Below are 23,093 nucleotides of genomic sequence, written 5' to 3'. Positions count from 1 at the left end.
TGTCATCTTAATTTCATTTTCCCGGTGAATTGAACATAAAGTTCTCACCTGGCGGGCCGATAACTCAGTGACGAGTCCAGAAAGGCTATCCCATACAACAGGACATCCGAAATGAAGTCAGAGCAGGTTATCCAGCGGCTGAGCACTACGCCTGAGGCAAGTATTGAGAACTTGCAGGAGCATCGCTACTGGCTGCAATGCGAGCGAGCGTATACCTATCAGCCCATCTACCGTACAGACGGTCGATTAATGGCGATTGAGGTATTAACGATCGTCACTCATCCGTCGAATCCTTCACAGCGTATCGCGCCGGACCGCTATTTTGCGGAGGTTGCTGTGCGTCAGCGCATCGACGTGCTGGAAGAGCAACTGAGAATGCTGGCGACGAAGCAGGCCTTCTTCGAGCAGCACGGTATTCTGGCGTCGGTGAACGTGGATGGCCCAACTCTGATGGCGTTACGTCAGAATGCGACGTTGCAGGCGCTGATTGCCACCCTGCCGTGGATGCGCTTCGAACTGGTGGAGCACGTGCGTCTGCCGCAGGACTCCTCGTTTGCCTCGATGTGTGAATTTGGCCCGCTGTGGCTGGATGACTTCGGTACCGGCATGGCGAACTTCTCCGCCCTGAGCGAAGTGCGTTATGACTACATCAAAGTGGCCCGCGATCTGTTTATTATGCTGCGCCAGACGTCGGAGGGACGGAACCTGTTTACGATGCTCCTGCAACTGATGAACCGCTATTGCCAGGGCGTCATTGTGGAAGGCGTGGAAACGCTGGAAGAGTGGCGCGATGTGCAAAATTCCCCGGCAGCCGCGGCACAGGGTTATTTCCTCTCTCGTCCTGTCCCTATGGATACCCTGGAAAAGGTGATAACCACGCTCTGATATGCCCGCTTCCCTTTGTCTGAACTATAGTTTTATAGGCAAGTTCATCAGGAAAGGGGACAACAATGACAAAAACAACCAGGGTGATTTCCTGGACAGCAGGGATTTTCGTGTTGCTGATCGTGGTCTTAATCATCATTATCGCCACGTTTGACTGGAACCGCCTCAAACCGACCATCAACCAGAAAGTCTCAGCCGAGCTAAACCGCCCCTTCGCAATACGTGGCGATTTGGGCGTCGTGTGGGAGCGCCAGAAAGAGGAAACCGGCTGGCGAAGCTGGGTGCCCTGGCCGCACGTCCATGCCGACGACATTATGCTTGGCAACCCGCCCGATATCCCCGAAGTGACCATGATCCACCTGCCGCGCGTGGAAGCCACGCTGGCGCCGTTAGCTCTGTTAACGAAAACGGTCTATCTGCCGTGGATCAAACTTCAGCAGCCCGACGCGCGGCTGATTCGCCTGTCTGAGAAAAACAACAACTGGACGTTCGATCTCGCCGGCAGCGACGATAAAGATCCGAATGCGCAGCCCTCTTCGTGGTCTTTCCGCCTCGACAATATTCTGTTCGATCGCGGGCGGATCGCCATTGACGATAAGGTGAGTAAAGCCGACGTGGAGATCCTCGTCGATCCGCTGGGCAAGCCGCTGCCGTTTAGCGAAGTGACGGGCAGTAAAGCCAAAGGCGATGACAGCAAAGCGGGCGATTACGTCTTTGGCCTGACGGCGAAAGGGCGCTACAACGGCCAGCCGCTCACCGGCAAAGGCAAAATCGGCGGCATGCTGGCGCTCAGGAGCGAGGGCACGCCATTCCCGGTGCAGGCGGATTTCCGCTCGGGCAATACCCGCGTGGCGTTCGTGGGCACGGTTAACGACCCGATGAACATGGGCGGCGTCGATCTCCAGCTTAAGTTTGCCGGCGATTCGCTGGGTGAACTGTACGATCTCACCGGCGTGCTGCTGCCGGATACCCCGCCATTTGAAACGGACGGGCGTCTGGTCGCAAAAATCGACGCTGAAAAATCGTCCGTCTTTGACTACCGGGGGTTCAACGGCCGCATCGGCGATAGCGATATTCACGGTACGCTGACCTACACCACCGGAAAACCACGCCCGAAACTGGAGGGTGACGTTGAATCCCGCCAGCTGCGTCTGGCCGATCTTGGGCCGCTGATTGGCGTAGATTCGGGTAAAGGTACGAAGTCAAAAGAGGTCAAAAAGGACGTCCAGCCTGCGGGCAAAGTATTGCCCTATGACCGCTTCGAAACGGACAAGTGGGACGTGATGGATGCGGACGTGCGCTTCAAAGGACGTAAAATTGAGCATGGCAGCACGCTGCCGTTGAGCAATCTCTCGACTCATATCATCCTGAAAAACGCCGACCTGCGCCTGCAACCGCTGAAGTTTGGCATGGCGGGCGGAACCATTTCGTCGAATATCCACCTGGAGGGGGATAAGAAGCCGATGCAGGGACGGGCAGAGATCCAGGCGCGCCGGCTGAAGCTGAAAGAGCTGATGCCGGACGTGGAGCTGATGCAGAAGACCCTCGGTGAGATGAACGGCGACGCGGACATTCGCGGCACGGGCAACTCCGTGGCGGCGCTGCTGGGCAGCGGAAACGGCAACCTGAAGCTGCTGATGAACGACGGTCTGGTGAGCCGTAACCTGATGGAGATCCTGGGGCTGAACGTCGGGAACTTTATCATCGGGCAAATCTTCGGTGACGACGAAGTGCGCGTGAATTGCGCGGCGGCAAACGTGGATCTGGTCAACGGCGTGGCGCGTCCGCAGATCTTCGCCTTCGACACGGAAAACGCGGTTATCAACATCACCGGCACCGCCAGCATGGCGTCCGAGCAGCTGGATTTAACCATCGATCCGGAAAGTAAAGGTATTCGTATCATTACCCTGCGTTCACCGCTCTACGTGCGCGGGACCTTCAAAGAGCCGCAGGCGGGCGTGAAGGCCGGGCCGCTGATTGCGCGCGGTGCAGTTGCCGCCGCACTCGCCACGCTGGTCACCCCTGCGGCGGCGCTGCTGGCGTTGATTTCGCCGTCAGAAGGCGAAGCGAATCAGTGTCGGACGATTTTGTCGCAGATGAAGAAGTAAGGTGTGGCCCGTTCTTGCCGGGTGGCGTAGCCGCCACCCGGCATCATCTTACAGTGACTGATGTTTAGTTTCGTGCGTCAGCAGCAGCGCAATCAGCGTCAGCGCTGCCATTGCCGCCAGATAGACGCCCACATAGAACAGGCCATAGTTTGCCTGAAGCCAGGTGGCGATATACGGGGCGACCGAGGCGCCCAGAATAGACGAAACGTTATAGGAGAACGACGCGCCGGTATAACGCACTTCAGTCGGGAACAGCTCCGGTAGCAGCGCGCCCATCGGGCCAAAGGTCAGTCCCATCAGGCTCAGGCCAATCAGCAGATACGCCATCACCAGCGCAGGGCTACCTGAACCCAGCAGCGGCGGGAAGACAAACAGCGCGAACAGGATGATCAGCGAGGTGATGACGATCATGCTTGAACGACGGCCAAATTTATCCGCCAGCAGGCCCGCGATGGGCACCATCACGCCAAATCCAATAACCGCCATCATCAGCATCCACAGCACTTCGTTACGCGGCAGGCCCAGCCCGACCGGTACGGCGGCGGTGCTGTAGGTCATGGAGTAAACGGTCATGATGTAGAACAGCGTATAGGTCGCCAGCATAATGAACGTGCCCAGCACGGTTACGCGGATGTGTTTGGTCAGCAGCGTGCCCAGCGGAACTTTAACCTGCTTTTTCGCCGCGGCGATTTTCGCGAAGACCGGCGTTTCGTGCAGTGACACGCGCACGTAAAGGCCAATCAGCACCAGCACGGCAGAGAAGACGAACGGAATACGCCAGCCCCAGCTCATGAACTGTTCATCGGTCAGCAGCCAGGAGAGGAGCAGGAAGGTGCCGTTAGCAAAGAAGAAGCCAATCGGTGCGCCCAGCTGCGGGAAAGAGCCATACAGGGCACGCTTGCGCGCCGGGGCGTTTTCGGTCGCCAGCAGCGCCGCGCCGCCCCATTCCCCGCCCAGGCCTAAACCCTGACCAAAGCGCGCCAACGCCAGCAGCACGGGCGCCAGAATGCCGATAGTTTCATAGGTCGGCAGCAGGCCGATGGCAACCGTAGAGATCCCCATGGTCAGCAGCGAGGCAACCAGCGTCACTTTACGGCCAACGCGATCGCCAAAATGCCCAAAGACCGCTGAACCAATCGGACGCGCAACGAAGGCGATAGCAAAGGTGGCTAAAGACTGTAGCGTGGCTGCCGTTGGGTCGCCCTGTGGGAAGAAAATATGCGGAAAGACAATGACCGCAGCGGTGGCATAAATGTAAAAGTCGAAGAACTCAATGGCGGTGCCAATCAGCGATGCGACGACGACTTTATTACGGGAATTGACCGGAACGTGTTCCGCCCCTTCGTTAAGTGTGGTGGCTGTTGCTTGCATAATATTTTCTTATTTTTGGACGAACGAAGGGCCATATTAGTCACAGCAACAGCGACATTTCAATCTGTAACAAAAGCGTGACGTGGTCATAAAATCAACAAAAAGCGGATAATTTTCAGGCCAGCGAAAAAACTTCCATGAAATGCTTCACAAATTTTAAATATCAGTCATTAAAACTGGTTTTGAGTTAAATAAAAGTTACGATCTGGATTTATATGCTGAAATGGTGAATCGGGCTGAAATATCAGCCCGACAGAACATCAGTGGTGGGTTTTTCCCGGCATGCGCGGGTCGTCTTTATACTCTGCGGTGGCGATCCACGCGGCGCAGAACAGCGTCAGGCGCGCGAAGAAATAGAAGAAGGCCATCAGCCCCAGCACTGAACCAAAGGCCGCGCCAGAGGGAGACTTCACCAGCGACGGCAGCGTATAGGTCATCACAATTTTGATCACCTCAAAACCAATAGCGGCAATCAACGTCCCACGGATCAGCGCCTTCTTGCGCGGGCGATGGCGGGGCAAACGCCAGAAGATCCAGAAGAACAGCAGGTAGTTAGCAAAGATGGAGATGGCAAGCCCTATACCGCGCCAGGCTGGCTTCAGCCATTCAATGTAATCCAGATACAGCGCGGAGATAATCATCTGCTGCGCGGAACCGGCGACCGAGGTGATAGAGAGCGTGATGACCAGCGCCACCAGCAGCCCAATCAGTGAAATAAAGTCGCGCAGATACTTCACCCATATCTTCTCCTGGTCCTGCGGCGTACGCTCCCAGACGTCACGCGACTGGGCGCGAATGGCCTCACGCAGGTTGCCCATCCAGTTCACCCCGGAGTAGAGCGCAATGAGCAACCCGACGATACCCACGGTGGTACGCTGCTGCACGGCGGTATTGATGGTGCTTTTAAGCGTCGTGGCGAGTGTCTGGTCGCTAACGTTGTTCAGGATCTTATTGAAGATGTCCTGCAATAGCGTCGGGTGAGACGCCAGCACAAAACCGGCGGCGGCAAACGACACCATCAGGATGGGGATCATCGACAGGAAAGAGAAGTAGGTGATCGCCGCGCCGAACTGATTTCCCATGCGGTCATTGAAGCGCTCAGCGGCGCGTATCAGGTGGGCAATCGCGGGTATCTGCTGAATTTTTTCAGCTATACCGGTAACGGTGCCCAGCGCTTTGCTGGCCGTTCCAGGCTCTTTCGGCGCTTCAGGTTCGTTATCCATCTTTTTGATGGGTTCATAATCTAAATGTTGAGTCGGTCGTTGCGGGTTATTTTCCGGCGTCACGCGCATTTTCCTTTTCGTTGAGCTGGATGTTACTGAATTATAGCTTGTGACTAGTCCACGTAACTTTTTGTGAGTTCGGTAAGCCACGCCATAAACACATGTACCCGGCGGGAGAGGTTACGGCGGTGGGGATAAATGAGGGAGACGGGCATCGGTTCAGCCCGGTACTGCGGCAGGATCTCCACGAGTTTTTTCGTGCGCAGGGCATCACGCACTCCGACGCGCGGGACCTGAATAATGCCAAGCCCGGCGAGACAGGCGGCCTGGTAGGTTTCCGTGCTGTTGACCGTCAGTACGCCTCCCGTTTTCACCCACTGGGTTGCGCTGCCGTTGAAATACTCAAAACCCAGCGGGCGGGTGCCCAGCGTGGCGGAGTAGTGAATGAGGGCGTGTGAGGCCAAATCGTCCAGCGTCTCAGGGTAGCCGAATCGCGTCAGATAGTCCGGGCTGGCGCAGTTAATCACCGAAAGCTTCCCAAGCGGACGGGCGATAAGCCCGGAGTCCTTCAGGTTACCCACGCGCACCACGCAGTCAAATCCTTCGCGGATGACGTCCACCAGGCGGTCGCTGCTGCTCAGCTCCAGCTCAATGCCGGGGTACTGCTGTAAAAAGGCAGGCAGTTTTGGAATGACGACATTTCGCGCAATGGCAACGGGCATATCCACGCGTAGCCGACCGCTGATGGAGGAGGGGTCGTGCAGGAACATGCCGTCCAGCTCGTCCAGATTCATCAGCAGATCTTTTGCACGTTCATAATAAACCATGCCGTCCTGCGTCAGGCTGACGCGGCGGGTAGTGCGGTGCAGCAGCTGCGTACCCAGCGCGTTTTCCAGGGCCTGGATCTGCCGCGATACGCTCCCTTTCGGCAGGCTTAGCGTCTCCGCCGCGCGGGAAAAACTCTCCAGTTCCGCGACGCGAAGGAAAAGCTGCATTGCGTGTATTTTATCCATAGATGTTAGTCATTGTTGTTATGAATGAAACAGTGAAGCGTTAGAGGGAGTATTTATTGATTTTCTACCATCTAATAAGCTCTTTCTCAATCATCATCACAGACGAAACGAGGTGAATTATGCGTGAACGTATTGCATTAGTGACTGGCGGTAGCCGCGGCCTGGGTAAAAACGCCGTTCTGAAGCTGGCTGCGGAAGGGACAGGCATCATCCTGACCTGGAACAGCAGCCAGCAGGAGGCGCATGAAGTTGTGCGCGAAATAGAGGCAAAAGGCGGAAAAGCGGCCGCATTGCAGCTTAACGTCGGCGATACGGCAACTTTTCCGCGTTTTGCTCAACAGGTGAAGGACACCCTTCAGCACGTCTGGCAACGTGACGCCTTTGACTATTTAGTGAACAACGCCGGTACAGGCTTGTACGCCCTCTTTACCGAGACGACGGAGGCGCAGTTTGACGATGCGGTGAACGTTCATTTCAAAGGTCCGTTTTTCATCACGCAGCAACTGCTGCCGTTAATTAAAGACGGGGGGCGGATCCTGAACGTCTCCAGCGGACTGGCCCGTTTTACTCAGCCAGGCTCAGGCACCTACGCTGCCATGAAAGGGGCGATGGAAGTGCTGACCCGCTATCAGGCAAAAGAGCTGGGCGCGCGCGGTATTTCCGTCAATATCATCGCGCCTGGCGCCATTGAAACCGACTTTGGCGGCGGACGCGTGCGGGATAATGCGGAGCTTAACCAGCTGCTGGCGTCGCAAACTGCGCTGGGACGCGTGGGCCTGCCCGATGATATTGGTGACGCCATTGCGGCTCTGCTCAGCGACAAACTGGGCTGGATGAATGCGCAACGTATTGAAGTCTCAGGCGGTATGTTCCTGTAATGTTCGGTCTTAAGGGGAGGAAACCCTCTTAAGAAAATCCTTAATTCAGGTATGTCTAAATGCGGGAAGATATAAAGATAGCTGGTTGAATTGTAACCTCTCCGTTCATTGAGTTTTTTCTTAAAAAATGCCTCTGTAGAATCCCCCTTCGCTATTCTCAGAGGGGTAAAACGATGCGAGTAATCATGTTTGACAGGCAGTCATTATTTATTCATGGAGCGATGTGCAGTTTGCAGAAGTTAATTCCGGAAATAGAGTTGACTGGTACTCGTCAGACGGGTGAATTATGGGCGCAATTATCCGCGTCACCCTCCGCTATCGTCATGATAGATGGATATTTAATTCATGATAATGGTGTGGCTTTACTGGAAGAGATTACGGATCGTTTTCCAGCGGCGCGCGTGGTGTTGGTATTAACGAAAAAAGAGCCTCGCTGGGTTGAGCAAATGCTCCAGCGCAACGTGGTGGCGATAATCCCCCGCAATGCGAATCCCGAACGCTTTTCCGCAGTGCTGGATTCGGTATTGCGAGGGATGGTCTGTTTTCCCGGCGAGTGGTTGAAGCAGCACTCCTCTCATGATGAGCTGTCATTGTTAAGCGAGCGCCAGCGTGAGGTGTTGAAGTTACTGGCGGCCGGAGAGTCGAACAAAGAAATTGGGCGTAATCTCAACATCAGTGCGGCAACGGTAAAAGCACATCTTGAAACGCTTTTTCGCCGTCTTGACGTCAAAAACCGGACGCAGGCCGCGATGTACTATACCCGGGCGACAGCCTGAAGGATCTTCTCTGGCAGAGTGGTGTCTTCCCCAAAACTGAAGAGAGTTAAAACCAGGGCATCATGCTGCTGTTGGGTTAACGGGCGTCGGTTCGTTTCCCGCAGCAGCGTCTCACATAACTGAATATCATTGAAAAGCAAATATTCCGCCTCAGCCGGCGTAATGAGGCCGTTAAATTTTTCCCACTGGCGAATCACGTGACCGTAACCTATAACCCATATTCCCTTTTCGTCACGGTATTTTTCCAGGGAAAGTCCCTGCTGCTTTTTAATTAATGCGATTGCAGCAGACGTTATCTGCATTGCATAACCCGTCATAAGCGTTTCCTCTTAATGGCGCGACTATAGAGGAAACGACGTCCGGGGAATATCCGCCAAATGGCTGTTGATCAGGTTTTACTGAACGGGTATTCCTTTTTCAATAAACCGAACAGCCAGTCGTTATGCCATTGCCCTGAAATGAAATAACTCTCGCGCAACTCACCTTCCAGTTGAAAACCTGTTTTTTCCAGCAGCCGCCTTGAGGCGATATTTCCCGCGGTAACGGTGGCGGTGAGCCGGCGAATATTGCCCTGAGTCAACGCGAAATCACACACGGCCCGCAGCGATTCGAAGCCATAACCTTTCCCCTGGGCAAAAGGCGCAAAGAGAAAACCAACTTCGGCACAATCTGCCTCCCGGTGTACATAGCCGGTCACGCCCAGCGGCGTCTGGCTGGCCGTATCACGCACCACAAGGCAGAGCCAGTGTGCGCTGCCGGGCGTCCACGGCAACAGTCGAGAATCAAAGGCTTCCCGAATGTCCGCCTCGCTACGCGCCTCGGCGACAAAACGCATCACGTCAGGATTTTGTTGAAGCGACAGAAAAAAGGACCAGTCTTGCTCCTGAAGCGGCGAGCAGGTGAGGCGTGCGGTCGTAAGGGCGGGCATTCAGATTCTCCTGAGACATCGTAAATGATTATAGGGTTGTCACTTTATTTCAACAGAAAGTCAGGTATGTTTAACCTCGTATAAATAAAAAGAAAAATCACCTTTAATGCCGCTTTAGCGGTATTTGTTGTCTCTCAAGGAAAACAAAGATGATGAGCTCATCGCATCATACCCGCGAGCAGTTTGAACACTGCCTGGCGGCGATCCGTCAGGCGTCTGTCGAAATCTTACTTCTGTTGAATGTACCTGTTAGTGAAGGCAAAGATCCACGCTGGTTTCTGGAACAGCTGGACAGCGCTCGCCTGGGGCTTGGCGGGTGGGGCGCCGTTGCCAGGAAGCTGAACCTGAATGATGCGGAAATGACGGCCTTTACGCTGCAATTACGCTTGCTTCAGCAGCGCGTCCCCCAGTATGAAAGCGGGCAGGACGTCAGCGAAAACCAGCTGATTGCGGCGATGCGCTTTGTAACCGCCCTTGAATATCTGCGTTTGCAACAGCCCCTCCTGACCTACGATACCGGGATGGCGCCAGAGCAGGAGAGCCAGCTCCGGGCGCAGAAACAGGTGCGAGCCATCGAGCTGATGATAAAAGAGCTGATACAGCAGGCGTGGCCCGATCCGACGCGGCTAAATAATCATCTTAAGACCTTGTTTAACGCCGATCGCGTACGTCGCTGGCTGAAAAACGGTGAAATTAACGATGTGCTGAGCGGCATGTTGTTCAGCGAGCTGGCCCAGTTGCTGGTGGATAAAAAAGAATTTAGCCGCTACTACGCGTCGCTGTTTAACGATCCGGACATGCTGACGCTGCTGGTAGAGCCTCGCAAAACGCTGCAAACCTTCCTCGAAGATATCCGTCAAATCCGCAACAGCATCACCGTGCAGCAGCCGTTAAGCGGGGCGCAAATCCAGCTGCTCGACAGCTATTACTCGCAGATAACCCGCTCCGTTCAGCGCGCGTTTGAGGAAGGGCGGACACGCATTAACCCGGCGGCACTCATGGCGGTGGAGGAGGGCGAGCTGCACGCGTTCTGGGAAAAAGCGCAGAAAATGGATCGCACCACGGGTGGCGATCTTTTTGAAGTGCGCGACAGCATCGAAAAACCGACCCAGCGCGCCGCGCGAACGCCCGAGCAGCGCGAACAGCTGATTTCCGGCGTGCTGTGGGGAGCGGTTGGCGTGATGGTTATCGCGATTATCGTGGGGGGAGCCTGGCTGGTAACCAGCAGTAAACCCCAGCCGGCTGTGGCCAGTTCGGCATCTCCCGCGCCGGTGCAGGAAATGCGCGAAACGCCTTCCTCGCGAGAAACGCTGACGCGTATGGGCGTGACCTGGGATGAAAACAACTTCCGTTCAGCTATCAGCCGCAACGATACCCGCGTGGCGCTCCTGTTCTTGCAGGGCGGGATGGACTGGAAAGTGTCATGGACAGAAGAGGCGTTGTCGGCAGGCTACGACGACGTGCTGGAAGTGATGCTGCGCTACCGCCTGCAAATGACAGAGCAAAAGCCCTGCCGACGCTTTATTAACACGCTTAGCCATGCGATGGCGAACGGCGAATCGCTGACGTCTATGCGCAAGCAGTACCTGAAAGCGTTCTGTACCGTTCCGGCGGTAGTGAAACGCCAACAGCATGATGCAGATATGGCCACGCGCCGCGCTAAATCTCAGCCGGATACCACCACAAAAAAATGGCAGTCCATCCAGACTGCCATTTATGAGGTGATCCGCTGATTATTTTTCCCCCTCTCCCCTGAGGGGAGAGGCTCAGGGCTCTCCATACAACCCAATCAATCGCCGCACCACGCCATTGGTCCAGCCGAAGCCATCCTGCAACGGATACTCCCCCCCGCCACCTTCGCGTGGCGTGCTGCTGGCGATGTGGTACTTCTCAATCAGCTTATGATGGGTTTTATAGTAATGGTTCACCGTGTGCAGCCAGCTCCAGGCGATCTCATCTCCCAGCGAGTCGTTGCCGTACTGTTTGAACCCCTGAATGGCCATCCATTGCAGCGGCGCCCAGCCGTTCGGCTTATCCCACTGCTCGCCTGTTTCATATTCGGTGGCGAGGATCCCGCCCGGTGTGAGCAGACGTGCTTTAACGGCATCGGACAGCCGCTCCGCCTGCTCATGCGTCGCCATGCCCACGTACAGCGGCACAAGGCTGGCCGCAGAGAAGAGCGCCAGCGCTTCACGCCGCCAGTCGTAATCGCGATAACAGCCGTTCTCGTCATCCCACAGATAGCGGTTCACCGCCGCGCGGCGGTCGCTGGCTTTCTGACGAAACAGATCGGAGGTCTCTTTATCCCCTTTCGATGCTGAGATATTGGCAATAGCGCTCTCCAGCTTGAACAGGAACGCGTTCAAATCGATGGGGATAAATTGCGTGGTGCGGATGCTGGCCAGCCGCGCCGGATCGCGCAGCCAGCGGGACGAGTAATCCCAGCCGGAAGCTGCCCCGGCGCGCAGGTCGCGATACACCTCGTTCGGCGGACGACCCGAATGACGGGCGGTTTCAACGTCTTCAATCCAGGACTCATCCCGTGGCGTATCGCGATCGTCCCAGTAACGGTTAAGCAGCGAGCCGTCCGGCATGCGAACCGCACTGCGGTAGGCCTGATTGAGCAGCAGCGACTCTGCCCCGTCCATCCAGAAGGCGTACTCCATCTTGAGGTGTTCAAGATAGCGCTTCGCCCCGCGCACGCCGTCCTCTTCAAACAGCTCTACCATCAGTGCAAATACCGGCGGCTGGGAGCGGCTGAGGTAGTAGGTGCGGTTGCCGTTCGGGATATGGCCATAGCGCTCTATCAGCCAGGCGAAGTTATCGGCCATACATTTCAGCAGATCGTTACGACCGCTTTCTGCCAGGCCCAGCATGGAGAAGTAGGAGTCCCAGTAGTAGGTCTCGCTGAAGCGACCGCCGGGCACAATATAGGCCTGCGGCAGCGCCAGCAGCGACGACCACGGGATGTGATCCTGCGGCTCACGCGTCAGCACCGGCCACAGGTTATCAATGTGTTCTTTCAGAGAGAAGCCGGGATCGGAGACGTACTCTTTGCTGTAGTCCTCCGGCAGCCAGAAGTGATTCTCCACAAAGCGCGCCAGGTCGAAATCACGGTGACGACGCACCTTGCGGTAGCGAATCAGGATATCCAGCGGATCCATTTTCGGCGCACAGTCGGGGAAGGTTTTGCTGTCCGCAAACAGCCGCGACGACTGGACGTGTTCAAACAGTTCAAGATAGCGGTCTGCGGGCGTGAGGGCATCGGACGCCGGCAGCCCTTCAATCATTTCCGGTTCCGGCTCTGCCTCGATCATCTCATCCAGTTTTAACTCACAGGGATCGGTTTCGTAGCGCAGCTCTTCTGCAAGTTCGAACTCGATTTCCTCGGCAGTCTGTAGTTTCTGGTTGAACATGGTGATAAAGACCTCCGGTTATGTGTTCTCAAAGACTGGTTTTTCCGGGCGTCCTATAAGCGTAGACATTCGCTTCGGTAGATGTGGGGGGATATGTGCGGTAGATCACTATTTTCGGAGCATTCGTTTTGCAACGATTTGTGAATGTTAATGAAAAATGCCCCTCCGGGGAGGGGCATCAGGCTTAACGCATGGTCACAAATTCTTCTGCCGCCGTCGGGTGGATCGCGACGGTGTTATCGAAGTCTTTCTTGGTTGCGCCCATCTTCAGCGCCACCGCGAAGCCTTGCAGGATCTCGTCCATGCCGAAGCCAATGCCGTGGATACCGACGATCTTCTCGTCCGGTCCCACGCAGACCAGCTTCATGCGGCACGGCTGACGGTGTGAGGTGACCGCGGTATACATTGCGGTAAACGCCGATTTGTACACTTTCACCTGGTCATCGCCGTACTGCTCGCGCGCCTGCGGTTCGGTTAAGCCGACGGTGCCGATTGGCGGGTGGCTAAAGACCACGGTCGGGATGTTGCTGTAATCCAGGTGCTCGTCCGGCTTGTTGTTAAACAGGCGCTCGGAGAGGCGACGGCCTGCGGCAACGGCAACCGGCGTCAGTTCGACGGCACCGGTGTTATCCCCGACGGCATAAATGCCCGGCACACTGGTGTTCTGGAACTTATCAACGACGATATACCCTTTTTCATTGGTTTTCACGCCAGTTGCAGCCAGGTTGAAGTTGTCGGTTTCCGGTTCACGCCCAATCGCCCAGATCAGGCAGTCAACGGTCTGGCTGCGGCCATCTTCCAGCTCCAGCGTCAGGCTGCCGTCTGCATTTTTAACGACCGCCTTTGGCACGGCGTTGGTGTGCAGCGTTGGGCCTTCGGCGTTCATCACCTCAACCAGCGTCTCGACGATCAGCGGGTCGAAGCTGCGCAGCGGCGCGTGTTTACGCACGAACAGGTGCGCCTCTGCGCCCAGGCCGTTAATCACGCCAGCCAGCTCAACCGCGATGTAACCTGCGCCCACAATGGCCACGCGCTCAGGCAGAGCTGGCAGCTCGAAGAACCCGTCGGAGTCGATACCGTATTCCGCGCCCGGAATGTTCGGGTGGCTCGGACGGCCGCCGGTGGCGATCAGGATGTGATCGGCAGTGATCGTCTCGCCGTTCACTTCGATCGTTTTCGCATCCACGAAACGGGCAAAGCCGCGGATCACGTCAACGTTATTCTTGCCCAGCACGTTGTCGTAGGAGGTATGAATACGGTCGATGTAGGCGGTACGGCTGGCGATCAGCTTGTCCCAGTCGAAGTGGTTGATGGTGGTGTCAAAACCGTAGTCCGGGCCATACATATGAATAGCTTCACGGATTTGCGCGGCATGCCACATCACTTTCTTCGGTACACAACCGACGTTCACGCAGGTGCCGCCGAGCGCTTTGGCTTCAATCAGCGCACACTTCTGGCCGTACATGGCCGCACGGTTAATGGAGGCGATGCCGCCGCTGCCGCCGCCGATTGCGATGTAGTCATAATGCCTGGTCATAGTTTTTGTCCTTAATCGTGAATTGCCGCGATTGTATACCTGAAATCAATAGTTTCCACCGATGGCTGCAATTACTCCGGCACGATCCAGCTTACGGTGGCGTGACCTGTTCCGGCAGGCACCAGCGTTTTGTGCAGCCACGGCAGCACGTTGTTCATCTGCGCTTCCAGTTTCCACGGCGGGTTTATCACAATCATGCCGGAAGCGGTCATGCCGCGCTGGTCGCTGTCGGGGCGCACCGCCAGCTCAATTTGCAGGATTTTACGAATGCCGGTCGCTTCCAGATCCTTAATCATGCGTTTAATCTGCGCGCGCAGCACCACCGGATACCACAGGGCATAGGTTCCGGTCGCAAAGCGTTTGTAACCTTCATTGATGCCGGTCACCACCGCCTGATAGTCGGTTTTGATTTCGTACGGCGGGTCGATCAGCACCAGGCCGCGACGGGAAACCGGTGGCAGCTTGGCTTTCAACTGCTGGTAACCGTCGGCTTTGTCCACGCGGGCGCGGTTATCTTTCTGAAACTCAGAGCGCAGCAGCGGGAAATCGCTCGGGTGTAGTTCGGTCAGCTGGAGGCTGTCCTGCTCGCGCAGCAGCTGGCGGGCAATCAGCGGAGAGCCCGGGTAGTAACGCAGCTGGCCGTTGCGGTTGAAGTGATTCACCACGCCGATGTACGGCTCCAGCTCGGCAGGCAGATCGTCCTGCTGCCAGATACGCGCAATCCCTTCCAGATATTCACCGGTACGCTCGGCATGCTCGCCGCTCAGCTGATAACGGCCCGCGCCCGCGTGGGTGTCCAGATAGAGAAACGGTTTATCCTTCTCTTTGAGCGATTCGATGATCAGGCTCTGAATGGTGTGTTTAAGGACGTCGGCATGGTTGCCAGCGTGGAAGCTGTGGCGATAACTGAGCATGGGTAATGATATTCCGCTGAATTGACGATTTGCCACAGTTTACAGCAGAACGGCAAAGATTACCCGCAGGCCCGGTAAGCGCAGCACCACCGGGCTCTTTTCGACAACGTCCGGCATTGAAATCCTCTACACTTAACCCCATTACTGAACAATATGCACAGCGCCGGATGCGCGCTTCATTCATCTATTTCAACAGGACAGCGTTTATGACCAATCCATTACTGACGCCTTTTTCGTTGCCACCGTTTTCTAAAATCCTCCCTGAGCATGTGGTTCCAGCCGTTACCCAGTCGCTGGAAAACTGCCGCGCGGCGGTAGAAAGCGTGGTTGCGCAGGGCGCGCCGTACACCTGGGAGAATCTGTGTCAGCCGCTGGCCGAAGTGGACGACGTGCTGGGGCGTATCTTTTCCCCGGTGAGCCACCTGAACTCGGTGAAAAACAGCCCGGAGCTGCGTGAAGCCTACGAACAAACCCTGCCGCTGCTCTCTGAGTACAGCACCTGGGTCGGCCAGCATGAAGGGCTGTACAAAGCCTACCGCGACCTGCGCGACGGCGACCATTATGCCGAACTGAACACGGCGCAGAAAAAATCGGTTGATAACGCCCTGCGTGATTTCGAACTGTCCGGTATCGGTCTGCCAAAAGAGAAGCAGGTTCGCTACGGCGAAATCGCTGCGCGCCTGTCCGAACTGGGCAACCAGTACAGCAACAACGTCCTTGACGCTACCATGGGCTGGACGAAGCTGATTACCGACGAAGCCGAGCTGGCGGGTATGCCGGAAAGCGCGCTGGCGGCGGCGAAAGCCCAGGCCGAAGCAAAAGAGCAGGAAGGCTTCCTGTTAACCCTGGATATCCCGAGCTATCTGCCGGTGATGACCTACTGCGACAACCAGGCCCTGCGTGAAGAGATGTACCGCGCCTACAGCACCCGCGCCTCCGATCAGGGGCCGAATGCGGGCAAATGGGATAACAGTCCGGTGATGGCGGAAATCCTCGCCCTGCGCCACGAGCTGGCACAGCTGCTGGGCTTCGACAGCTACGCGGATAAATCCCTCGCCACCAAAATGGCCGAGAACCCGCAGCAGGTGCTCGACTTCCTGACCGATCTGGCGAAACGCGCCCGTCCTCAGGGTGAGAAAGAGCTGGCCCAGCTGCGCGCCTTTGCGAAAGCGGAGTTTGGCGTGGACGAGCTTCAGCCGTGGGATATCGCGTACTACAGCGAAAAACAGAAGCAGCACCTCTACAGCATCAGCGACGAACAGCTGCGTCCGTACTTCCCGGAAAACAAAGCCGTCAACGGTCTGTTTGAAGTGGTGAAACGCATTTACGGCATTACCGCTAAAGAACGTACTGATATTGACGTCTGGCATCCGGACGTGCGCTTCTTCGAACTGTATGACGAGAAAAACGAACTGCGCGGCAGCTTCTACCTCGATCTCTACGCGCGTGAAAACAAACGCGGCGGGGCGTGGATGGACGACTGCGTGGGCCAGATGCGTAAAGCGGACGGTTCCCTGCAAAAACCGGTCGCCTATCTGACCTGCAACTTCAACCGTCCGGTAAGCGGCAAACCGGCGCTGTTTACCCACGATGAAGTGATCACCCTGTTCCACGAGTTCGGTCACGGCCTGCACCACATGCTGACCCGCATCGAAACCGCCGGCGTCGCCGGTATCAGCGGGGTGCCATGGGATGCGGTCGAGCTGCCAAGCCAGTTTATGGAAAACTGGTGCTGGGAGCCGGACGCGCTGGCGTTTATCTCCGGCCACTATGAGACCGGCGAACCGCTGCCTAAAGAGTTGCTGGATAAAATGCTGGCGGCGAAAAACTACCAGGCGGCGATGTTTATCCTGCGTCAGCTGGAGTTCGGCCTGTTCGATTTCCGCCTGCATGCCGAGTTCAGCCCGGAGCAGGGGGCGAAAATCCTCGAAACGCTGGCCGAGATTAAAAAGCAGGTCGCCGTTATTCCAGGCCCAACCTGGGGACGCTTCCCGCACGCGTTCAGCCATATCTTCGCAGGCGGATACGCCGCAGGCTACTACAGCTACCTGTGGGCCGACGTGCTGGCGGCGGACGCCTTCTCTCGCTTCGAGGAAGAGGGGATCTTCAACCGCGAAACCGGCCAGTCGTTCCTTGACAACATCCTGACCCGCGGCGGTTCTGAAGAGCCTATGGAGCTGTTCAAACGCTTCCGTGGCCGCGAGCCGCAGCTGGATGCGATGCTTGAGCATTACGGGATCAAAGGCTGATTGTTACGTGAAGATCTGCTTAGTGGATGAAACGGGCGCCGGAGACGGCGCCTTATCTGTTCTGGCGGCCCGCTGGGGGCTGGAACATGATGAAGACAACCTGATGGCGCTGGTAATGACTACAGCACATCTCGAATTACGCAAGCGCGACGAGCCGAAGCTCGGCGGGATTTTTGTCGATTTTGTCGGTGGCGCGATGGCGCACCGGCGTAAGTTCGGTGGCGGTCGCGGCGAAGCGGTGGCCAAAGCGGTCGGCATTAAAGGAAGCTATCTGCCGGACGTGGTGGATGCTACGGCGGGGCTGGGGCGCGATGCGTTTGTGCTGGCGTCGGTGGGCTGCCGGGTGCGGATGCTGGAGCGTAATCCGGTTGTCGCCGCGCTGCTCGATGACGGGCTGACGCGAGGCTATGCGGACCCGGAAATCGGCCCATGGTTGCAGGAACGTTTGCAGCTGATCCATGCGTCAAGCCTGACGGCGCTGACGGATATCACTCCGCGCCCGCAGGTGGTCTACCTCGACCCGATGTTCCCGCATAAGCAGAAAAGCGCGCTGGTGAAGAAAGAGATGCGGGTGTTTCAGTCGTTGGTGGGGCCGGATCTGGATGCAGATGGCCTGCTGGAGCCTGCTCGTCAGCTCGCGACGAAGCGGGTGGTGGTGAAGCGTCCGGACTACGCGCCGCCGCTGGCGGATGTTGCTACGGCCAACGCGGTGACCACCAAAGGGCACCGGTTTGATATTTATGCGGGTACGCCGGAATAAAAAAAGCCGGGTGGCGGCTTCGCCTTACCCGGCCTACATTCAGTGCCGCTTTTTTTGCACTTACTCGTCTTCTTCGTCACGCAGTGGAACAATCAGCATATCCACGTGAACGGTATTAATCAGCTGGCGCGCTGAGGACATCAGCTTGCTCCAGAAGTCCTGGTGATGTCCGCAGACCACCAGATCCATATCGTATTTCTTAATCGCATCAACCAGCACCTGACCCAGATCGCCGCTACCGCTCAGGGTTTCAGCGATCGGATAGCCCGCATTGGTAGAGAGCTCGCTCAGCGCGTGGTGAGTCTCTTCGGAGATGCGTTTCTGCATATCGCCGAGATTCACGTCGATCAAACCGGTGTAGAGGTCGGAGTAATTCACATCAACGTGAATCAGCGAAACTTTCGCGTTGTAGGGACGTGCCATGGATACTGCTTTGTCGACCAGCACTTTACTCTCCGGGGAGAGGTCTACCGCGATAAGAATGTGTTTGTAAGCCATAGTGTTACTCCTTCCTTAAGTTATCGATGACTAAATGGGAAAGCCGTCGTCTGATGCTTTCATTACGGCCCAGTTAAACATATTTTTCAAGCTTTGGTGTTGATAACGATTAACCTTGTGGCAAAAAAATTAACGGATCTCCTACACTATTTAATGAGCCGTTCGGATATTAAAACGCGAACCGGATCGACTTTTAGTCATTCTTTCACTGAACTGTCTGTCAGGGCATTGGGGTGCGGTAGCTCAGGAGCCTTGCTTCATGGGCCGACGCCGGGGAGGATGTATGATTAGCACCGTCGCATTGTTTTGGGCGTTATGCGTAGTTTGCATAGTGAATATGGCGCGCTACTTCTCATCGTTACGTGCGCTGTTAGTGGTACTTCGTGGTTGCGATCCGCTGCTTTATCAGTACGTGGACGGTGGAGGGTTCTTCACCTCGCATGGACAGCCCAGCAAACAGATGCGTCTGGTGGGGTACATCTATTACCAGCGCTACCGCGATCACCACGATGAAGAGTTTATCCGTCGCTGCGAGCGCCTGCGTCGTCAGTTCATTTTGACCAGCGCCCTGTGTGGCCTGGTTGTGGTGAGTATGATTGCACTGATGATTTGGCACTGAGCATGAAGAAGGCGAGGCCAGCCTCGCCTTCTTGCCATTCGATTTAGGGGATAGCCGTGAATCGGAGGTCAGAGATCGTGTCCTGAATTGATATCACTTTACCACTGTAAGAAATGCTCACAGCCCCGTTTTTGACAAGGCTGGCATTTGTAATCGTGCCAGTACCCTCAATGACGGGAGCTTTCGTGGAGAGTTGCCTGAGAATGTCGGCATTTTTCCCTTCTAGCTTATTCGAGAGATAGTATCGATAAATGGTCGGTACGGTTGCGCCACCGCCATGATTCACCGTCATGTACAGCCAGACGCTATCTGAAACTTGATAAACGCGCTGCAACTCGTCGTAACGACGGGAGTCGGGCTGATGATTTAGCCAGGCAAAACCAGCAACCACGAAGAGCAATACAAGCGTGACGAGCCGATGGAGCCAGCTAATAACCATTCTGAATGGCATAATCTATTCCTTCTCTGATATTGCGCTGATCCGTCGGGTCATCACCGTAAGGCGGTTTATCGTACCATTTACCCCATTTGGCTTTTGAGGTCCCTGCGCGACTCTGAGCCCAACCCGCGCCCATGAGGAGGATCTTCGCAGGAATCCCAGCCGCGGTCTCTGCGGCACCGAAGTTAAAATTGCCAAATGCTGCGAAATACGGATCGAAATTTTTATAATCCCATGGGCCGCCATTTCGGACTTTTTGATAGAACCAGTAATATGTTTAGGCTGTGACGCATATTGCGTGACATTCCATTTTGGCGCGCTTCACGCATGTTGTTAGCTATTACAATTGGACCAGGGCCAGGCGTTGGAACGGAAGCCATACATTCTCCAGTAGGCGTTATTCATCCTGCCCGGCATGATAGTTTCTCGCAAACAGATTATCTGAGCAAAAAATGTTCAGATTTTCCTAATGAAATTAGTAATTAATCAGAAATTACACGTAAAAAAAGCGGGCCAGTTTCCTGACCCGCTTTTTTGTCGCCTTCAGCCGGTTAAATCAGCTTCAGCGAAATCCAGTACAGACCGCCGGACAACAGGATGGACGCCGGGAGGGTGAACACCCAGGCCATCAGAATGTTGGTCACGGTTTTACGCTGCAAACCGCCGCCGTCAACAATCATGGTACCTGCCACGGACGAAGAGAGTACGTGGGTGGTTGATACTGGCATACCGGTATAGCTCGCCAGACCGATAGACACCGCCGCCGTCATCTGCGCGGACATACCCTGTGCATAGGTCATGCCTTTCTTACCGATCTTCTCGCCGATGGTGGTCGCCACACGACGCCAGCCAATCATCGTACCGATACCCAGCGCCAGCGCGACCGCCATGATGATCCAGATTGGCGCGTACTCAATGGTGTTGAGCATATCGCCTTTCAGTTTCTTCAACAGACGTTTGTCGTCAGCAGTCACCTCTGGCAGCTTCGCGACTTTATCGGTCACGTCGGAGATGCAGAGCATGATGCGACGCAGCTGACCGCGCTGTTCAACAGCCAGTTTGTCGTAGCTTTCGATATCGGCCAGCATGCCTTTCGCACGTTCCAGCGCGTTAATCGCGTTTGCCGGGTGGCAATGGAACTCGCCCGGTGCAGTCAGTGCGCCAGAGTCAGGAGAAGGGATCAGCTGGTCTACGCCGGTCGCTTTCTTCAGCAGCTGAGGATGCTGCTGGAAGTACGTTTCAACGTTGTTTACCGCATCACGGGTACGGGTGATCTCGTAGCCAGAGGCGTTCATGTTAACCACGAAGCCCGCCGGTGCGACGCCAATCAGAACCAGCATCACCAGACCAATGCCTTTCTGACCATCGTTCGCGCCATGAGAGAAGGCCACGCCGATAGCAGAAACGATCAGTGCGATACGCGTCCAGAACGGCGGCTTTTTCTTGCCGTCTTTCTTTTCACGCTCTGCTGGCGTCAGGTGGATACGCGCACGTTTCTTCGTGTTGCTCCAGTAGCGACGCAGGATGAAAATCAAGCCACCCGCCACCACCAGACCCACGATAGGAGAAATGATCAGAGAGCCGAAAATGCCCAGTACTTTAGGCAGGTTCAGCGCATCAACAACCGAGGTACCGGTCATCAGGGCGTTGGTTAACCCAATACCGATAATCGCGCCAATAAGGGTGTGAGAGCTGGATGCAGGCAGGCCGAAATACCAGGTACCGAGGTTCCAGATAATGGCAGCAAGCAGCATTGAGAACACCATGGCCAGGCCATGACCGGAACTCACGTTAAGAAGCAGATCCGTTGGCAGCATATGCACAATGGCATACGCAACGCTCAGTCCGCCCAGGAGGACACCAAAAAAGTTAAATACCGCCGCCATAACGACCGCAAGCTGCGATCGCATTGCGCGAGTGTAAATAACCGTTGCAACTGCGTTTGCAGTGTCGTGGAAGCCGTTGATCGCTTCGTAAAACAGCACAAAAACCAGAGCAAGCAATAATAAAAGCCCGGTATGTAAATCCAGGCCGGCAAACAAATGTAGCATAGGACGTTACGCCATTTTGAGGACATGAACGCGGCGCATTATCCAGGACAAATGCGCAACGGGCAAAGTGAAATATAGACTTTTTTTGACATACCACCTGATTTAAGAAATGTGCCTGAAAGGATAATCTTTAAATATCAATGAAATGGCTTTGTAATATCTTTTTACGCTGGTGCGACCACTGAGGAAACTTTACAATCCGCGGCAGTTAACGAAGAGGATTTTGACGTGGAAAGGTTTGATGCCGTAGTAATTGGCGCCGGTGCGGCGGGTATGTTTTGTGCGGCAATGGCCGGACAAGCGGGTCGTCGCGTGCTGCTGCTGGATAACGGAAAAAAGCCTGGCCGCAAGATCCTGATGTCCGGCGGCGGGCGCTGCAATTTCACCAATCTTTATGTCGATCCGGCGGCCTATCTGAGCCAGAACCGTCATTTTTGTAAATCTGCGCTGGCGCGCTACACCCAGTGGGATTTTATCGAACTGGTGGGTAAACACGGTATCGCGTGGCATGAGAAGACGCTGGGACAGTTGTTCTGCGACGACTCCGCCCAGCAAATCGTTGATATGCTGGTGGCTGAGTGCGAGAAAGGTGGCGTGGTCATGCGCCTGCGGACGGAAGTGCTCGAGGTCGCCCGCGACGAGCAGGGCTACACGCTGCAACTCAATGGTGAAACCGTCAGCGCCGATAATCTGGTGATAGCCAGCGGCGGCCTTTCGATGCCGGGTCTTGGCGCTTCACCGTTCGGCTACAAAATCGCCGAGCAGTTTGGCCTGAAGGTGCTGCCCACCCGCGCCGGGCTGGTGCCGTTCACGCTGCATAAGCCGCTGCTGGAACAGCTTCAGACGCTCTCAGGCGTGTCTGTGCCGTCGGTTATTACGGCCGAAGACGGCACGGTATTTCGCGAAAACCTGCTCTTTACCCATCGCGGCCTCTCGGGGCCGGCGGTGTTGCAGATCTCAAGCTACTGGCAGCCGGGGGAGTTTGTCGCCGTGAACCTGGTACCGGACTGCGATCTGGACGCGTTCCTGAATGAACAGCGCGCTGCGCACCCGAATCAAAGCCTGAAAAACACCCTGGCAATGCAGTTGCCGAAGCGTCTGGTGGAATGTTTGCAGGCGCTGGGGCAGATCCCGGACGTGTCGCTTAAGCAGCTGAACAGCCGCGAGCAGGAAACGCTGGTGGAGACGCTGACGAACTGGCGCGTACAGCCAAACGGCACCGAGGGCTACCGCACGGCGGAAGTGACGCTGGGCGGCGTGGATACAAACGAACTCTCATCCCGCACGATGGAAGCCCGCAACGTGCCGGGTCTCTATTTCATTGGCGAAGTGATGGACGTGACCGGCTGGCTCGGCGGGTATAACTTCCAGTGGGCGTGGGCCAGTGCCTGGGCATGCGCGCAGGCACTCGCTGAGGATAAGTGACAA

The 23,093-nt window shown here is 55.9% G+C and carries 21 protein-coding genes; 9 read left to right on the top strand and 12 right to left on the bottom strand.

The genetic code is table 11. The features are described from left to right. Positions 1 to 111 precede the first annotated feature (111 nt). Positions 112 to 885 (top strand): cyclic-guanylate-specific phosphodiesterase, encoded by a 774-nt coding sequence (pdeH, locus tag A3466_RS07195; RefSeq protein ID WP_063450022.1) that lies wholly within the window; start codon positions 112 to 114, stop codon positions 883 to 885. A gap of 65 nt (positions 886 to 950) precedes the next feature. Then, on the top strand, positions 951 to 2,993 hold the full coding sequence (locus A3466_RS07190; RefSeq protein ID WP_063450021.1) for an AsmA family protein: 2,043 nt from the start codon (positions 951 to 953) through the stop codon (positions 2,991 to 2,993). A gap of 48 nt (positions 2,994 to 3,041) precedes the next feature. Here the strand turns inward: A3466_RS07190 and A3466_RS07185 are convergent, their stop codons facing one another. The 3 genes from A3466_RS07185 to A3466_RS07175 all read right to left on the bottom strand — a co-directional run bounded on the left by A3466_RS07185 (position 3,042) and on the right by A3466_RS07175 (position 6,600). After that, entirely contained in the window at positions 3,042 to 4,364 is a 1,323-nt protein-coding gene (locus tag A3466_RS07185) for an MFS transporter (RefSeq protein ID WP_063450020.1), read from the bottom strand. A 260-nt stretch (positions 4,365 to 4,624) separates the two neighbouring features. Beyond that, positions 4,625 to 5,650 (bottom strand): inner membrane protein YhjD, encoded by a 1,026-nt coding sequence (gene yhjD, locus A3466_RS07180; RefSeq protein ID WP_063450037.1) that lies wholly within the window; start codon positions 5,648 to 5,650, stop codon positions 4,625 to 4,627. A gap of 50 nt (positions 5,651 to 5,700) precedes the next feature. After that, positions 5,701 to 6,600, bottom strand: coding sequence for a LysR family transcriptional regulator (locus A3466_RS07175; RefSeq protein WP_063450019.1), 900 nt, complete (start codon positions 6,598 to 6,600; stop codon positions 5,701 to 5,703). A 119-nt stretch (positions 6,601 to 6,719) separates the two neighbouring features. On the opposite strand from A3466_RS07175, the gene A3466_RS07170 reads away from it, so the two are divergent. Together A3466_RS07170 and A3466_RS07165 are read left to right on the top strand one after the other, a co-directional pair. Beyond that, positions 6,720 to 7,478, top strand: coding sequence for an SDR family NAD(P)-dependent oxidoreductase (locus A3466_RS07170; RefSeq protein WP_063450018.1), 759 nt, complete (start codon positions 6,720 to 6,722; stop codon positions 7,476 to 7,478). Positions 7,479 to 7,651: 173 nt separating this feature from the next. Continuing rightward, on the top strand, positions 7,652 to 8,254 hold the full coding sequence (locus tag A3466_RS07165) for a response regulator transcription factor (RefSeq protein ID WP_063450017.1): 603 nt from the start codon (positions 7,652 to 7,654) through the stop codon (positions 8,252 to 8,254). Here A3466_RS07165 and A3466_RS07160 read toward each other — a convergent pair. Together A3466_RS07160 and A3466_RS07155 are read right to left on the bottom strand one after the other, a co-directional pair. Continuing rightward, positions 8,233 to 8,571 (bottom strand): lysozyme, encoded by a 339-nt coding sequence (locus A3466_RS07160; protein ID WP_063450016.1) that lies wholly within the window; start codon positions 8,569 to 8,571, stop codon positions 8,233 to 8,235. The two genes, A3466_RS07165 and A3466_RS07160, sit on opposite strands and share 22 nt — an antisense overlap. A 71-nt stretch (positions 8,572 to 8,642) precedes the next feature. Next, positions 8,643 to 9,182, bottom strand: a complete 540-nt coding sequence (locus A3466_RS07155) for a GNAT family N-acetyltransferase (protein ID WP_063450015.1) — start codon at positions 9,180 to 9,182, stop codon at positions 8,643 to 8,645. A 149-nt stretch (positions 9,183 to 9,331) separates the two neighbouring features. Here A3466_RS07155 and A3466_RS07150 point away from each other — a divergent pair, with 149 nt between their 5' ends. Continuing rightward, positions 9,332 to 10,915, top strand: coding sequence for an STY4199 family HEPN domain-containing protein (locus tag A3466_RS07150; protein ID WP_063450014.1), 1,584 nt, complete (start codon positions 9,332 to 9,334; stop codon positions 10,913 to 10,915). A 33-nt stretch (positions 10,916 to 10,948) separates the two neighbouring features. Here A3466_RS07150 and A3466_RS07145 read toward each other — a convergent pair whose 3' ends face one another. From A3466_RS07145 to A3466_RS07135, 3 genes are all read right to left on the bottom strand, one after another. After that, positions 10,949 to 12,598, bottom strand: coding sequence for an alpha,alpha-trehalase (locus A3466_RS07145; protein WP_063450013.1), 1,650 nt, complete (start codon positions 12,596 to 12,598; stop codon positions 10,949 to 10,951). Positions 12,599 to 12,782: 184 nt separating this feature from the next. Then, positions 12,783 to 14,135 (bottom strand): glutathione-disulfide reductase, encoded by a 1,353-nt coding sequence (gorA, locus tag A3466_RS07140; RefSeq protein ID WP_063450012.1) that lies wholly within the window; start codon positions 14,133 to 14,135, stop codon positions 12,783 to 12,785. A gap of 71 nt (positions 14,136 to 14,206) precedes the next feature. Beyond that, entirely contained in the window at positions 14,207 to 15,049 is an 843-nt protein-coding gene (locus A3466_RS07135; protein WP_063450011.1) for a 23S rRNA (adenine(2030)-N(6))-methyltransferase RlmJ, read from the bottom strand. A gap of 206 nt (positions 15,050 to 15,255) precedes the next feature. Here A3466_RS07135 and prlC point away from each other — a divergent pair, with 206 nt between their 5' ends. Then, entirely contained in the window at positions 15,256 to 17,298 is a 2,043-nt protein-coding gene (gene prlC, locus A3466_RS07130) for an oligopeptidase A (RefSeq protein ID WP_063450010.1), read from the top strand. Between the two features lie 7 nt (positions 17,299 to 17,305). Further along, positions 17,306 to 18,058 carry a 16S rRNA (guanine(1516)-N(2))-methyltransferase RsmJ gene (gene rsmJ / locus A3466_RS07125; RefSeq protein WP_063450009.1) on the top strand — a complete coding sequence of 251 codons (753 nt, stop codon included), beginning with the start codon at positions 17,306 to 17,308 and terminating at the stop codon, positions 18,056 to 18,058. A gap of 60 nt (positions 18,059 to 18,118) precedes the next feature. Here rsmJ and uspA read toward each other — a convergent pair whose 3' ends face one another. Further along, positions 18,119 to 18,556: a universal stress protein UspA gene (gene uspA, locus A3466_RS07120; protein WP_063450008.1), complete on the bottom strand. Its 438-nt coding sequence runs from the start codon at positions 18,554 to 18,556 to the stop codon at positions 18,119 to 18,121. 283 nt (positions 18,557 to 18,839) lie between these two features. Here uspA and uspB point away from each other — a divergent pair, with 283 nt between their 5' ends. Next, entirely contained in the window at positions 18,840 to 19,175 is a 336-nt protein-coding gene (gene uspB, locus A3466_RS07115; RefSeq protein WP_003861224.1) for a universal stress protein UspB, read from the top strand. A 43-nt stretch (positions 19,176 to 19,218) separates the two neighbouring features. Here the strand turns inward: uspB and A3466_RS07110 are convergent, their stop codons facing one another. The 3 genes from A3466_RS07110 to pitA form a co-directional block, all read right to left on the bottom strand. Continuing rightward, positions 19,219 to 19,626: a hypothetical protein gene (locus A3466_RS07110; RefSeq protein WP_063450007.1), complete on the bottom strand. Its 408-nt coding sequence runs from the start codon at positions 19,624 to 19,626 to the stop codon at positions 19,219 to 19,221. Continuing rightward, on the bottom strand, positions 19,604 to 19,759 hold the full coding sequence (locus A3466_RS23675; RefSeq protein ID WP_432416605.1) for a hypothetical protein: 156 nt from the start codon (positions 19,757 to 19,759) through the stop codon (positions 19,604 to 19,606). Before A3466_RS23675 ends, A3466_RS07110 begins: the two co-directional genes overlap by 23 nt. Before the next feature lie 406 nt (positions 19,760 to 20,165). Then, positions 20,166 to 21,665 (bottom strand): inorganic phosphate transporter PitA, encoded by a 1,500-nt coding sequence (gene pitA, locus A3466_RS07105; RefSeq protein ID WP_063450006.1) that lies wholly within the window; start codon positions 21,663 to 21,665, stop codon positions 20,166 to 20,168. Positions 21,666 to 21,893: 228 nt separating this feature from the next. Between pitA and A3466_RS07100 the strand changes: the two genes are divergently transcribed. Then, positions 21,894 to 23,090, top strand: a complete 1,197-nt coding sequence (locus A3466_RS07100; protein WP_063450005.1) for an NAD(P)/FAD-dependent oxidoreductase — start codon at positions 21,894 to 21,896, stop codon at positions 23,088 to 23,090. Positions 23,091 to 23,093 lie beyond the last annotated feature (3 nt).

The sequence above is a fragment of the Enterobacter genomosp. S genome, assembly GCF_001631805.1.
GTDB lineage: Bacteria > Pseudomonadota > Gammaproteobacteria > Enterobacterales > Enterobacteriaceae > Enterobacter > Enterobacter quasihormaechei.
This window is presented reverse-complemented; position numbering and strand designations above follow the sequence as displayed.

What these genes read in the sequence shown, in the direction of transcription:
- gorA (WP_063450012.1), bottom strand. Translation starts at nt 14,135, where the DNA reads ATGACCAGGCATTATGACTACATCGCAATCGGCGGCGGCAGCGGCGGC.
- A3466_RS07150 (WP_063450014.1), top strand. Translation starts at nt 9,332, where the DNA reads ATGATGAGCTCATCGCATCATACCCGCGAGCAGTTTGAACACTGCCTG.
- A3466_RS07175 (WP_063450019.1), bottom strand. Translation starts at nt 6,600, where the DNA reads ATGGATAAAATACACGCAATGCAGCTTTTCCTTCGCGTCGCGGAACTG.
- A3466_RS07135 (WP_063450011.1), bottom strand. Translation starts at nt 15,049, where the DNA reads ATGCTCAGTTATCGCCACAGCTTCCACGCTGGCAACCATGCCGACGTC.
- A3466_RS07165 (WP_063450017.1), top strand. Translation starts at nt 7,652, where the DNA reads ATGCGAGTAATCATGTTTGACAGGCAGTCATTATTTATTCATGGAGCG.
- A3466_RS07155 (WP_063450015.1), bottom strand. Translation starts at nt 9,182, where the DNA reads ATGCCCGCCCTTACGACCGCACGCCTCACCTGCTCGCCGCTTCAGGAG.
- A3466_RS07170 (WP_063450018.1), top strand. Translation starts at nt 6,720, where the DNA reads ATGCGTGAACGTATTGCATTAGTGACTGGCGGTAGCCGCGGCCTGGGT.
- A3466_RS07190 (WP_063450021.1), top strand. Translation starts at nt 951, where the DNA reads ATGACAAAAACAACCAGGGTGATTTCCTGGACAGCAGGGATTTTCGTG.
- prlC (WP_063450010.1), top strand. Translation starts at nt 15,256, where the DNA reads ATGACCAATCCATTACTGACGCCTTTTTCGTTGCCACCGTTTTCTAAA.
- pdeH (WP_063450022.1), top strand. Translation starts at nt 112, where the DNA reads ATGAAGTCAGAGCAGGTTATCCAGCGGCTGAGCACTACGCCTGAGGCA.
- A3466_RS07145 (WP_063450013.1), bottom strand. Translation starts at nt 12,598, where the DNA reads ATGTTCAACCAGAAACTACAGACTGCCGAGGAAATCGAGTTCGAACTT.
- uspB (WP_003861224.1), top strand. Translation starts at nt 18,840, where the DNA reads ATGATTAGCACCGTCGCATTGTTTTGGGCGTTATGCGTAGTTTGCATA.
- A3466_RS07160 (WP_063450016.1), bottom strand. Translation starts at nt 8,571, where the DNA reads ATGACGGGTTATGCAATGCAGATAACGTCTGCTGCAATCGCATTAATT.
- pitA (WP_063450006.1), bottom strand. Translation starts at nt 21,665, where the DNA reads ATGCTACATTTGTTTGCCGGCCTGGATTTACATACCGGGCTTTTATTA.
- A3466_RS07185 (WP_063450020.1), bottom strand. Translation starts at nt 4,364, where the DNA reads ATGCAAGCAACAGCCACCACACTTAACGAAGGGGCGGAACACGTTCCG.
- A3466_RS07110 (WP_063450007.1), bottom strand. Translation starts at nt 19,626, where the DNA reads ATGCCATTCAGAATGGTTATTAGCTGGCTCCATCGGCTCGTCACGCTT.
- uspA (WP_063450008.1), bottom strand. Translation starts at nt 18,556, where the DNA reads ATGGCTTACAAACACATTCTTATCGCGGTAGACCTCTCCCCGGAGAGT.